Here is a 12,413-nt window from a genome sequence, read left to right on the forward strand (position 1 = left end):
TCGCCAGTGAGGTGCTCGACGGCGAAGCGCCGGTGCAGGCCGCATTGGCCGAATTGAAGCAGATGTAGGAGCGGCGGCAGCCGCGATCGCGGCTGCCGCCGCTCCTACATCTGCTTCAATTCGGCCAATGCGGCCTGCACCGGCGCTTCGCCGTCGAGCACCTCACTGGCGATGTCGTCGGGCGACGCCGTGCCGTCGCCGTCGCCCTCGAGGTGACGCGGCAGCACGGCTTCGGTCACTTCGGCCTTGCCGCCGTTCTCCGCGTCCTGCGCCGGGTGCAGGATCACGTCCGGGACGATGCCCAGCGCCTGGATCGACTTGCCGCTGGGGGTGTAGTAGCGCGCGGTGGTGAGCTTGACCGAGTCGCCGTTGTCCAGCGGCAGCAGGGTCTGCACCGAGCCCTTGCCGAAGGTGCGGCTGCCGACGATGCGCGCGCGGCCGTTGTCGCGCAGGGCGCCGGCCAGCACTTCGGCGGCGCTGGCCGAGCCGGCGTCCACCAGCACCACCAGCGGCGCGCCCCTTAGCTTGTCGCCCGGGGTGGCGTCGAACTGGCTGTCGCTGATCGCCAGGCGTCCGCGGGTGCTGACGATGCCGCCCTTCTGCAGCAGGTCGTCGGCGATCTGCACGGCCGAGACCAGCAGGCCGCCGGGATTGCTGCGCAGGTCGAGCACCAGGCCTTTCAGGCCGGGCTTCCCGGTTTGCTTCTGCAAGGCGTCGAGCTTGCGCCCGAACTCGGCGGCGGTGTCGGCCTGGAATGCGGCGATGCGGATGTAGCCGTAGCCCGGTTCGAGCATCTCGCTGCGCACGCTCTGCACGCGGATGGTCTCGCGCACGATGCCGAGCTTCATCGGTTCGGCAAGGCCCTCGCGCAGCACGGTCAGCACCACGGTGGTGCCGGCCTTGCCGCGCAGCGGGCCTTCGTTGTTGTCGCCGGGCTGCAGCACCTTGCCGTCCACGGCCACGATCGAGTCGCCGGAACGCAGGCCCGCACGCGCGGCCGGAGTGTCGTCGAGCGGCGCGATCACCAGGATGCTGCCGTCGGGCTGCGGCTGCACTTCCACGCCGATGCCGTCGTAGGCGCCGCTGGTCTCTTCGTCGAAGGCCTCGGCGTCGTCTTTGTCGAAGTACACGCTGTGCGGATCGAGGTCGAGCAGCAGGCCCTTGATCGCTGCCTGCATCAGCGCGTCGTCGCCGACCGGCTCGACGTAGGCCTCGCGCACGGCGTTGAACACGCCGACGAAGCGCTTGATCTCCGCCAGCGGCACCGTGCCCGAAGCGCGCTCCACCGCCTCGGCCTCGTCGATGGCCGCCTCGTCGATGGCGACCTCGTCGACCGCCGGCGGCGCCTCCAGCTCCTGCGCCCACGCCTGCGCGCCAGCAAGCGCCGCCATCAAAACAAGTGAAGCTCCAACGATTCGCATCATCCGTACTCCAAGAAACCCACCATTCCCTGTTCCCTATTCCCTATTCCCGCTTCACTTCCTGAGCCACGTATCCGGATTCACCGGATCACCATTCCGCCGCAACTCGAAATACAGCGCCGTCGCCCCGGAACTGCCGGAACTGCCGACGCTGGCGACGGTATCGCCGCGCTTGACCTGGGTGCCGGCGTCGCGCAACAGCGCCTCATTGTGCGCGTACAGGCTCATGTAGCCGTTGCCGTGGTCGATGATCAGGATCTGGCCGTAGCCATTCATCCAGTCGGAGAACACCACGGTGCCGTCGGCCACCGCCTTGACCGGCGTGCCGGCGGGGGCGCCGATCAGCAGGCCCTCGCTCTTGCCGCCGTCGGGCAGCTTGCCGCCGTAACCCGCCAGCAGGCTGCCGGACAGCGGCCAGCCGAGCCCGCCGACCTGCAGCGCGGGGCGGGTGGCGACCTTGGGTGCCGGCGCCGGCTTGCCTGCCTTGGTTGCGGCGGCGCGACGCGCGGCCTCTTCCGCCTTGCGTGCCGTCTCCGCGCGCTTGGCCGCCGCGCGCAGGTTGGCCAGCAGCTTCTTCAGCCCGGCCACGTCGCTGCCCAGGGCCTTTTCGCGGCTGCGCCGGTCCTGGTAGCGCGCGTCGAGCTTCGCCACCGACTGCGCATGCGCCTTGCGCTCCTTCTGCAGCGCCGCGAGCTGTTGGCGCTGGCGCTCACGGGTCTCGTCCAGCGCTTCGCGCTCGGCGGCGATGCGTTCTTCCACGCTCTCCAGCGCCTGCAGCTCGCTGGTGATCGCGGCCAGGCGCCGGGTGCGGTCCTGCTGCAGGTACCGGTGCCAGGTGAGCAGGCGCGATGCGGAGGCGACGCTGTCCTGCGACAGCAGCAGCTTCAGCGGCGCGGCCTCGCCGATGGTGTAGGCCGAGCGCAGCAGGGCGCGCAGGTCGCGGCGCTGGCGCTCCAGGCTGGCGCTTAACGCGTCGCGCTGTTTTTCCAGGTCGGCAAGCGCCTGCTGCTGTTTGGCGAGCGCGGTTTCGGTGTCGTGCAGGGCGCGGCTGGCGCGGCCGAGCCTTTCGTCCAGCGCGCGCAGTTCCTTCGAGGCGCTGCCGCGCTGGCCCTCGATCTTGCGGCGTTCGGCCGCAACGGCCTTGAGTTCGCGCTGGGCCTGTTCGAGCTTGCGCTGCGCGTCGCGGCTGTCCTGCGCGTGCAGCGGCACGCCGCACGGCGCGAGCAGCAGGAACACCAGCGCAAGCAGGCGCAGTCGGGTCATGTCAGCCCACGTCGGAAGCCAGCAGGCTGCGGCCGGTCATCGCTTCGGGCCGCGGCAGGTGCAGCAGGTCGAGCAGCGTCGGCGCGACGTCGCGCAACGCGCCGCCGCTGCGCAGCGTGGCGTCGGCGCGCGTGCCCACGTACAGCAGCGGCACCGGGCCGACGGTGTGCGCGGTATGCGCCTGGCCCGTGGCCGGGTCGCGCATCATCTCCAGGTTGCCGTGGTCGGCGGTGACGAGGAGCGCGCCATCGACCGCCTGCACGGCGTCGGCGACCGCGCCGATCGCCACGTCCACTGCCTGCGCGGCCTGGATCGCGGCCTGCAGGTCGCCGGTGTGGCCGACCATGTCCGGGTTGGCGATGTTGCACACGATCGCGTCGTAGCGCCGGGCGCGGATCGCGTCGACCAGCTTCTCGGTGACTTCGGGGCAGCTCATCTCCGGCTGCTGGTCGTAGGTGGCGACCTTGGGGCTGGGCACGAGGATGCGCTCCTCGCCGGGATAGGGCGCTTCGCGGCCGCCGCTGAAAAAGAAGGTGACGTGCGCGTACTTCTCGGTCTCGGCGATGCGCAGCTGGGTCATGCCGTTGTCGGACAGCAGTTCGCCGAAGGTGTGCGCGAGATCGTCGGGGGCGAAGGCCACCGGCGCCGGCAGGGTCGCGTCGTACTCGGTGAGGCAGACGAAGCGCGACAGTTTCGGGCGGCGCGCATCGAAGCCGGCGAAGTCCGGTGACACGAACGCGGCGGTGAGCTGGCGCGCGCGGTCGGCGCGGAAGTTCATGAACACCATCGCGTCACCGTCGGCGACCGCGGCGCCGTCGCTGATGACGGTCGGTGCCACGAACTCGTCGTTTTCGCCACGCGCGTAGGCGGCCTCGAGGGCTTCGCGCGCGGTTGCGGCGTGCTGCTCCGAGCGCGCCTCCACGATCGCATCCCAGGCCCGGCGCACGCGGTCCCAACGCTGGTCGCGGTCCATGGCGTAGTAGCGGCCGCTGATGCTGGCGATGCGCATGTGCGTGGACGTGCCGGCCGCGGCGTCGCAACGTGCCTGCAGCGCGTCGATGCTGGGGCCGGCCGAGCGCGGCGGCATGTCGCGGCCGTCCAGGAACGCATGCACCGCGACCCGCGGCACGGCCATGCGCGCGGCCAGGTCGAGCATCGCGAACAGATGGCGTTCGTGGCTGTGCACGCCGCCGGGCGAGAGCAGGCCCATCAGGTGCAGCGTGCCGCCCGAGGCGATCGCGGCCTGGCACGCGGCCCGCAACTCGGCGTTGTCGAAGAAGCTGCCGTCCTCGATCGCGGCGTCGATCCGGGTCAGGTCCTGGTAGACGATGCGGCCGGCGCCCAGGTTCATGTGCCCGACCTCGGAGTTGCCCATCTGTCCGTCCGGCAGGCCGACATGGCGGCCTTCGGTATGGATCAGGGTGTGCGGGCAGGTGGCCAGCAGGCGGCGCCAGTTGGGCAGGTCGGCCTGGGCCAGGGCATTGTCCTGCGGGTCGTCGCGGTGGCCCCAGCCGTCCAGGATCAGCAGCACGACGGGCTTGGGACGGGCGGCGGGGCGGGACGGGGCGGGGCTGGACAAGGCGTGCTCGCGGACGGGGGACCGGCTCGATTGTACCGGCGCTTAAACCGCCGCCGGCGTCGGCGCATCCCATGCCGTACATCTTCCATTCCGGGCCCCTACCATGAATCGCAACCGCCTCGCCCTCACCCTAGCCGTCGCGCTCGCCGCCTGCGCTGCGCCGGCCTTCGCCCAGCAGGACATCGACAAGGTCAACGGCGGCATCCGCGCCGAGGCCGGGCAGACCTACGGCGACCTGGAGACCGTCAACGGCGGGATCGACATCGGCGACGGCGCCGTGATCGAGGATGCGAGCACCGTCAACGGCGGCATCGAGGGCGGTGACGACGTCCACGCGCGCGACCTGGAAGCCGTGAACGGCGGCATCCGCCTGGGCAAGCGCGCGCGCGTCCACGGCATCGAAACCGTCAACGGCGGCATCTACCTGGATCGCGGCAGCCAGGTAGTTGGCAACATCGAGAACGTCAACGGCGGCATCGGCATCGTCGGCACCGTGGTCGGCGGCGACATCGAGACGGTCTCCGGCAACATCACCGTGGGCGCCGATTCGCACGTCAAGGGCGGCATCCGGGTGGAGAAGCCCAACGGCATGTCCTTCCACTGGAAGAAGCAGCGCCCGCCGCGCATCGTCATCGGCCCCAACGCCGTGGTCGACGGCCCGCTGGTGTTCGAGCGCGACGTCGTCCTGTACGTGCACACCCGTGCGCGCATCGGCCGCGTCAGCGGCGCCACCGCCAAGCCCTACTCCACCCCCACCCCGCCCGAAGAATAGAAAAAAAGGGGACGGAGGGGATTAAGTTGACTTTGTCGCGTCCGCTGCCGCGATAATCGGACAACTTAATCCCCTCCGTCCCCTTTTTTTCTTTCTTTATGCGCCTAGCCACCTGCCTGATCGCAACGCTCGCGCTGGCCGCCTGCCAGCGCGACGCCGCCCCCCCGGCCACCGATGCCGCGGCGCCAGCCGCCGACGCCTGGACCTTCCAGGACGCGATCGCGCCCGGCGACTTCGCCCGGCACGTCGAGATCCTGTCCTCGGATGCGTTCGAGGGCCGCGGCCCCGGCACGCCCGGCGAGGACAAGACGGTCGAATACATCAAGGCACAGATGGAGCGCATCGGCCTGCAGCCGGGCATGGACGGCCAGTGGTTCCAGACCGTGCCGATGGTGGAGACCACGGCCGAGCCCGGCACCACCCTGCAGGTCGACGTTGCCGGCAAGCAGCACGTGCTGGCAGCGGGCGACGACATGGTGATCGGCACCCGCAGCGGCCAGACCGAAGTGAAGATCGACGCCAGTCAGCTGGTGTTCGTCGGCTACGGCGTCGACGCGCCCGAGCAGCAGTGGAACGACTACGCCGGCCTCGACGTCGCCGGCAAGACCGTGGTCATGCTCGTCAACGATCCCGGCTTCCACGCCGGCGACGAGTCGCTGTTCGAAGGCAAGCGCATGACCTACTACGGGCGCTGGACCTACAAGTTCGAGGAAGCCGCGCGCAAGGGCGCCGCGGCCGCATTGATCATCCACGACACGGAAGGGGCGTCCTACGGCTGGGACGTGGTGCGCAACTCCTGGTCGGGCGTGCAGTACGACCTGCGGGCCGACAGCGATCCGGCGCCGCGCCTTCCGGCCCAGGGCTGGATCAGCGGCGAGGCGGCCAAGTCGGTGTTCGCCGACGCCGGTCTGGACCTCGACGCGCTGCGCGCCGCGGCCAACAAGCGCGGCTTCAAGCCGGTGCCGCTGGACGCGACGCTGTCGCTGGACCTCAGGAGCACGATCGAGGAGAAGTCCTCGCGCAACGTCGTCGGCCTGCTGCCGGGCAGCACCCGTCCCGACGAGGCCATCGTCTACATGGCGCACTGGGACCACCTGGGCAAGCATGACGGCGAAGAGGGCGCGGACGCTACGAAGGATGTCATCTACAACGGCGCCGTCGACAACGCGACCGGCGTGGCCGGCATCCTCGAGATCGCCGAGGCCTTCGCCACGCAGACGCCCAAGCCCGAGCGCTCGCTGCTGTTCGTAGCAGTCACGCTCGAGGAATCCGGCCTGCTCGGCTCGCAGTACTACGCCGCGCATCCGGCGATCCCGCTCGACCACACCGTGGCCGTGGTCAACGTCGACGCCATGGGCGTCAACGGCCGCAGCCGCGACATCACCGTGGTCGGCATGGGCAGCTCCGAGCTCGAGGACATCCTCAAGCCGATCGCCGACGCCCAGGGCCGGGTGATGCATGCCGAAGGCCATCCGGAAGCCGGCGGCTACTTCCGCTCCGATCATTTCAGCTTCGCCAAGGCCGGCGTGCCGGCGCTGTACATGGACGGCGGCGACGACCTGGTCGAAGGCGGCAAGGAAGCGGGCGAGGCGGCCGGCAAGGATTACGGCAAGAACCGCTACCACAGCCCCGCCGACGAGTACGACCCGGCCACGTGGAAGCTCGACGGCACCATGGAGGACCTGGCCGCGATGTACGGCGTCGGCCGCGAGCTGGCCGGCTCGGACAAGTGGCCGAACTGGTACGAAGGCAATCCGTTCAAGGCCCTGCGCGACCAGGCGATGGCCGCCCGGCAGGAAACCGCGCAATGAGCATCGCCTACTGGTGCATCGTCGTCGCCGCGCTGCTGCCTTACGGCTGGGTGGTGATCGCCAAGCGCAGCGGCCCGAACCGCTACAACAACCGCGACCCGCGCCCGTGGGTCGCGCGCCAGGACAATCCACTAGTGCAGCGCGCCTACTCCGCGCACCTCAACGCGTTCGAAGCCTTCGCCCCGTTCGCCGCCGGCGTGCTGATGGCGCAGGCCGCCGGCGTACCGGCGAACCTGGTGCAGACGCTCGCGCTGGCGTTCGTCGCCATCCGCATCGCCCACGGCATCTTCTACCTCACCGGCCTGCACTGGCTGCGCAGCCTGGCCTGGCTCGGCGGCATCGGCTGCGTGCTGTGGCTGATGGTGGCGGCAGCGCAGCGCATCGCGTAGGACACGCCCTTGACGGCACAGGGATTGCGCCGATTCATCCTCCTCGTCCTGGCGGCAGCGCTGCTCGCGCTGCTGCTGGGGCGGGTCCAGGATGGCAAGCCGCAGGCATCCCACTCTGTTGGAGCGCAGGTCCCTGCCGATTCCGGCGGGGACGTCGACGGCGCGGTCGCGCACGAGGCGACCGCGACTGCGCGGGTGCGATCGCCGACACTCCAGGCGGTCCTGGCGCAGGCCAGCGAAGTCGCCCTGGACATGCGCTGCCTGGCCGAGCGCAACCGCCACTTGCTTGCGCTGTACCGCGACACCGATCCGCGCCGCTCGCCTGGCGACGCGCTGGACCGGCTGCTGGCTGCGCAGGCAATCCTGGCGGCCGACGGGATTCCCGCTTCGGAACTGACCGCCAGCATCGTGGACGCCAGGCAACGCTGGCCCGACGACGTCGAGCTCGCATGGCACTCCGCCGCCGCGTGCCGCGACAAGGACGGTTGCGACCAGCAGGCGGCCATTGCACACCTGCTCCGGCTCGAGCCGGACAACGCGGCCGCGTGGGCCATGGCGATGACTCGCGCGCAACGGCGCGACGACGTCGCCGGCTACGAGCGCGCCCTGCAGGGCGCCGCGCAATCGGACCACGTCGACAGCCATTTCGGCACTGTCTTCATCCGCCTGGCGCCCCTGCTCGCCCGTCGCCGCACGTCGAAAGAGTGCACGCCCAGTGCCGGAGGTCTGGCAGACGCGGGTTACTTGCTTGGACACGCGCCAGGGCGCGACGATATTGCCGCCTTCGAGGCAATGGCTCTGGAGATGGCGATCGGCCTGCCCGCCTACCAGTCGTTGCAAGGATGCTCGACGGAGTCGGTGGCCGCCTTTCCGCATCGACGGCAGGCTTGTGTTGCGACGCTTACCCTGTTCACGCAGGGCGACACGCTGCTCGCACGCGGGATCGGATTCGGCTATCTGCTTCCGCTGGTCCGGGGCGAGCCCGGCAGCGAGCGCCTGCGCGAGCAGTACCGTCGCCATCGCTGGCTCATGAGGTTGGCGTCGGAGCCACTGCCCCCGGGCGTCGGGCTGGAAACCATCGCGTTCCTGGGCGAAGTCGAAAGCCTGCGCCAGCGCGCCATCGCCGCCGGGCAATGGCCCCCTCCCGCGGACTTCGACTAACCCGGCCGCCGCGTCCCCGCGCGCCGCTCCACCCACGCCAGCACGGTCAGCACCGCCAACGTGAGCAGCGTGCCGCCGATGGCCAGCGCATGCGCGCGCAGCCCGGCGGCGATGCCGATCGCGGCGACCATCAGCAGCGACGCCGCCGTGGTCAGGCCGGCGACGCTGTTGCCCCCGCTGCGGCGGAAGATCGCGCCGGCGCCGAGGAAGCCCACGGCGGTGACCACCGCTTCGATCAGGCGGATCGGGTCGATGCGCAGCAACGCATCCGAATGCAGCGCGGTGAAGTGGTCTGCAACGAGGTCACCCAGCCCGACCAGGAGCGCCGCGGCGCCCGCCACCAGCATGTGCGTGCGGAAACCCGCCGGCCGGTCCTTGAGCTCGCGCTCGAACCCGATAACGCCGCCGAGCAGCATGGCGTAGGCGGTGGAAAGCAACACCCCGAGCTGTGAACCGATGTCGTCCATGCGCCCAGCGTGGCGCCGGCGCCGTCACGACGGTGTCAGCGGGCTTCAGCCGGCGACCAGGCGCACACGCGCGAAGTTGCGCTTGCCCACCGCGAGCATGCCCTCGAAGCCTGGCGCGAACACGCGCTGCGCATCCTCCACGACTTCGCCGTCGACCTTCACCGCACGCTCCTTGAGCTTGCGGTTGGCCTCGGAATTGCTCGGCGTCAGGCCGGCGGCGGTCAGCAGCGCGGCAATGCGCAGGCCCTCGGCGGGAACCGCCACGTCCTGCAGTGGCAGCTGCGAGGTGTCGCCCTCGCCGCGCACGGCCGCGTTCCAGCCCGCCACCGCAAGGTCCGCTGCTTCGGCGCCGTGGAAGCGCGCCGCCAGTTCGCGTGCCAGGCGCAGCTTGAGGTCGCGCGGGTTGAGCGCGCCCGTGGCGATGTCGCGCTTCAGTCCGGGGACTTCCTCGAGGGTGATCTCGAAGCTGAGCAGCTCGATCCAGCGCCACATCAGTTCGTCGCCGATCTTCATCGCCTTGGTGACCATGTCGATCGCCGGCTCGTCGATGCCGATGTAGTTGCCCAGCGACTTGGACATCTTCTGCACGCCGTCCAGGCCTTCGAGCAGCGGCATGGTCAGCACGATCTGCGGCTTCTGCCCGTAGTGCTCCTGCAGGCCGCGGCCCATCAGCAGGTTGAACTTCTGGTCCGTGCCGCCGAGCTCGACGTCGGCCTCCAGCGCCACCGAGTCGTAACCCTGCACCAGCGGATACAGGAACTCGTGGATCGCGATCGACTGCTGCGCCGCATAGCGCTTGGCGAAGTCGTCGCGCTCGAGCATCCGCGCCACGGTGTGCTGGCCGGCGAGCCGGATCATGTCGGCCGCGGTCATCTTGCCGAACCATTCGCTGTTGAAGCGCACTTCGGTGCGTTCGCGGTCGAGCACCTTGAACACCTGCTCGGCATAGGTCTTCGCGTTGGCCAGCACGTCCTCGCGGGTGAGCGGCTTGCGCGTGGCGTTCTTGCCGGTCGGGTCGCCGATCATTCCGGTGAAGTCGCCGATCAGGAAGATCACCTGGTGGCCGAGGTCCTGGAACTGGCGCAGCTTGTTCAGCAGCACCGTGTGGCCCAGGTGCAGGTCCGGCGCGGTCGGGTCGAAGCCGGCCTTCACCCGCAGCGGCTTGCCGCCGCTCTTCATCGACGCGCCGAGGCGGGCCTCGAGTTCTTCACGCTTGAGGATCTCGTCGGCGCCGCGGGCGATGAGGGCGATCTGGGCGGCTGCGTCGTGTTCGGCAGTGGCGGGAGCGGCGATCAATGTGTGATGTCCGTCGGGGAATCGATGTTAAAGGCGGGTTAATCCGTGACGGGCACTAAATCCAAGCCGCACAAGGGTTTGACTGACCTTTTTCGCAAGACTATGTTACCCCGCTGACGCGTCCATCACATCGGACCGGGGGGATCGATCTGATGAACATTCCGCACGACACCATGGGCCTGGCGCGATGACGGCGGGCGAAAGCCGCAGCAGCCGCCGCGAGCGGCTGGACAAGCTGCGCGAATCGATCCTGCACCGCAAGGTCCTGGCCCGGCACCTGCCGGGCTTGAACGGCACCTTCAGCGGCCGATGGACCCGCCGGCAATGGGCGCACGCCAGCCTGTTCGCCACCCTCGGCGCCTTGGTCGCGGCGGTCGTGCCCGGTTTCTCCGGCCCGGCCACCGGTACCATGCAGGCCTCGCTGTCGGCGCCCCGCATCACCCAGTCGCTGGCCCTGCCGGCGCCGGCCGCCACGCCGCGCGAGGACATCGCCCACGACAACTGGCGCCAGGTCACGGTCGAGAGCGGCCAGACCCTGGGCCGGATCTTCGAGGACCTGGGCCTGTCGGCCAGCACCATGCATCGCCTGCTCGATGCCGCCGACGACCGCCAGGCGCTGACCCGCCTGCGCCCCGGCGCCGTGCTCGGCTTCGACATCGCCGCCGACGGCCAGCTGCGCGCCCTGCGCTACGAGCGCGACGACATCCACCAGGTCGAACTGAGCCTGGCCGGCGATGAGGTCCGCAAGCGCGTGATCGAGCGCCCGGTATCCACCCGCACGGTGGTGATCAGCGGCGAAGTCGGCAAATCGCTGTTCTGGTCGGCACGCAAGAAGGGCCTGCCCGGCCGTTCGATCAACCAGCTCACCGACGAGATCTTCCAGTACGACATCGACTTCAGCTCCGACGTCGTCGCCAGCGACCGCTACAGCGTCGTGGTCGAACAACTCTGGCGCGAAGGCGAGCTGCTGCGCACCGGCAACATCCTGGCCGCCACGTTCACCGTCCGCGGCAAGCCGCACTCGGCGTTCCGCTTCGAGCACGACGGCAAGGTCGGTTACTTCAACGAGGAAGGCCGGCCGCTGAAGGGCGCATTCATCCGCATGCCGGTGCAGTACACCCGCATCAGCTCGCGCTTCACCAAGGCGCGCAAGCATCCGGTGCTGGGCAGGACCCGCGCCCACCAGGGCGTGGATTTTGCCGCCAGCACCGGCACGCCGATCAAGGCCGCCGGCAACGCCCGCGTCGCCTTCGTCGGCTGGAAGGGCGGCTACGGCCGCACCGTGATCCTCGACCATGGCCGCGGCTACACCACCCTGTACGCGCACATGTCGCGCTTCGGCAAGGAACGTGCCGGCCAGCGCGTGACCCAGGGCGACGTGATCGGCTACGTCGGCAGCAGCGGCCTGGCCACCGGCCCGCACCTGCACTACGAGTTCCGCGTCAACGGCGTGCACCGCAACCCGCTGTCGGTGACCATGCCGCCGCCGGACCCGCTGCGCGGCACCGCGCTCGCCCAGTTCCGCGCCCAGACCGCGCAGTCGCTGGCCAAGATCCGCCAGGTCGAGGACGTGATCTACGCCAGGGCGGAAACGACGGACAAGCCGAAGGCACCGCGGAAGGGCTAACCTTCCCGGATGGGACCCCTCTATCTCGGCCTGATCTCGGGCACCAGCGCCGACGGCATCGACGCCGCACTCGTCGAGCTCGACGACGACAACCATCGCCACTGCAACCTGGTACAGGGCGCCACCGTGCCCTGGGAACCTTCCCTGCGCGCACGGCTCGTCGCCCTGGGCCAGGGCGGCGAGTGTCACGGCCTGGATGAACTCGGCATGCTCGATGCGCAGGTCGCCATCGCCTTCGCCGACGCCGCCATGTCGCTGCTCGACAGCGCCGGCATCGCTCCGGCGCAGGTGCGCGCGATCGGCTCGCACGGCCAGACCGTGCGCCATCGCCCGCGTGCCGAAGTGCCGTTCACGATGCAGATCGGCGACGCCAACCGGATCGCCGAACGCACCGGCATCACCACGGTGTCCGACCTGCGCCGCCGCGACGTGGCCGCCGGCGGACACGGCGCGCCGCTGTTGCCGGCGCTGCACGCGGCGCTGCTCGGCTCCACGGTCGAATCGCGCGCCGTCCTCAACCTGGGCGGTATCGCCAACCTGACCCTGCTTGACGCCGCCGGCGGCGCGGTGCGCGGATTCGACACCGGCCCGGCCAACGCGCTGCTCGATGCCTGGCACGAGCGCCAC

The 12,413-nt window shown here is 70.0% G+C and carries 10 protein-coding genes and 1 pseudogene; 6 read left to right on the plus strand and 5 right to left on the minus strand.

The annotated features are described in order from the left end of the window. The 3 genes and pseudogenes from QAA18_RS08615 to gpmI all read right to left on the minus strand — a co-directional run. Window positions 1-1,421, minus strand: a pseudogene (locus QAA18_RS08615) (S41 family peptidase); the annotation flags it as partial. Window positions 1,422-1,475: 54 nt separating this feature from the next. Further along, window positions 1,476-2,684, minus strand: a complete 1,209-nt coding sequence (locus QAA18_RS08620) for a peptidoglycan DD-metalloendopeptidase family protein (RefSeq protein ID WP_279412524.1) — start codon at window positions 2,682-2,684, stop codon at window positions 1,476-1,478. Window position 2,685: 1 nt separating this feature from the next. Continuing rightward, window positions 2,686-4,215: a 2,3-bisphosphoglycerate-independent phosphoglycerate mutase gene (gene gpmI / locus QAA18_RS08625; protein ID WP_279412525.1), complete on the minus strand. Its 1,530-nt coding sequence runs from the start codon at window positions 4,213-4,215 to the stop codon at window positions 2,686-2,688. Between the two features lie 151 nt (window positions 4,216-4,366). Between gpmI and QAA18_RS08630 the strand changes: the two genes are divergently transcribed. The 4 genes from QAA18_RS08630 (at window position 4,367) to QAA18_RS08645 (ending at window position 8,396) form a co-directional block, all read left to right on the plus strand. Further along, the gene (locus QAA18_RS08630) at window positions 4,367-5,035 is read left to right on the plus strand and encodes a hypothetical protein (protein WP_279412526.1); all 669 of its coding nucleotides are present in this window, start codon (window positions 4,367-4,369) and stop codon (window positions 5,033-5,035) included. A 98-nt stretch (window positions 5,036-5,133) separates the two neighbouring features. Then, window positions 5,134-6,846: a M28 family metallopeptidase gene (locus QAA18_RS08635; protein ID WP_279412527.1), complete on the plus strand. Its 1,713-nt coding sequence runs from the start codon at window positions 5,134-5,136 to the stop codon at window positions 6,844-6,846. Further along, window positions 6,843-7,235, plus strand: coding sequence for an MAPEG family protein (locus tag QAA18_RS08640; RefSeq protein WP_279412528.1), 393 nt, complete (start codon window positions 6,843-6,845; stop codon window positions 7,233-7,235). The genes QAA18_RS08635 and QAA18_RS08640 overlap by 4 nt, the downstream gene beginning before the upstream one ends. A gap of 9 nt (window positions 7,236-7,244) precedes the next feature. Further along, complete coding sequence (locus tag QAA18_RS08645; protein WP_279412529.1) at window positions 7,245-8,396, plus strand: hypothetical protein; 1,152 nt, start codon at window positions 7,245-7,247, stop codon at window positions 8,394-8,396. On the opposite strand, the gene QAA18_RS08650 is transcribed toward QAA18_RS08645, so the two are convergent. Further along, window positions 8,393-8,863, minus strand: coding sequence for an MgtC/SapB family protein (locus QAA18_RS08650; RefSeq protein WP_279412530.1), 471 nt, complete (start codon window positions 8,861-8,863; stop codon window positions 8,393-8,395). The genes QAA18_RS08645 and QAA18_RS08650 overlap by 4 nt on opposite strands. A 45-nt stretch (window positions 8,864-8,908) precedes the next feature. Further along, window positions 8,909-10,156 carry a tyrosine--tRNA ligase gene (gene tyrS, locus QAA18_RS08655; RefSeq protein WP_279412533.1) on the minus strand — a complete coding sequence of 416 codons (1,248 nt, stop codon included), beginning with the start codon at window positions 10,154-10,156 and terminating at the stop codon, window positions 8,909-8,911. 190 nt (window positions 10,157-10,346) lie between these two features. Here tyrS and QAA18_RS08660 point away from each other — a divergent pair, with 190 nt between their 5' ends. Further along, a complete protein-coding gene (locus tag QAA18_RS08660; protein ID WP_279412531.1) occupies window positions 10,347-11,786 on the plus strand; it encodes a M23 family metallopeptidase in 1,440 nt (479 codons plus the stop codon). Window positions 11,787-11,795: 9 nt separating this feature from the next. Next, the coding region (locus tag QAA18_RS08665) for an anhydro-N-acetylmuramic acid kinase (protein ID WP_279412532.1) at window positions 11,796-12,413 on the plus strand (618 nt) is incomplete at its 3' end.

The organism is Luteimonas sp. 8-5, from assembly GCF_029763755.1.
Lineage (GTDB): Bacteria > Pseudomonadota > Gammaproteobacteria > Xanthomonadales > Xanthomonadaceae > Cognatiluteimonas.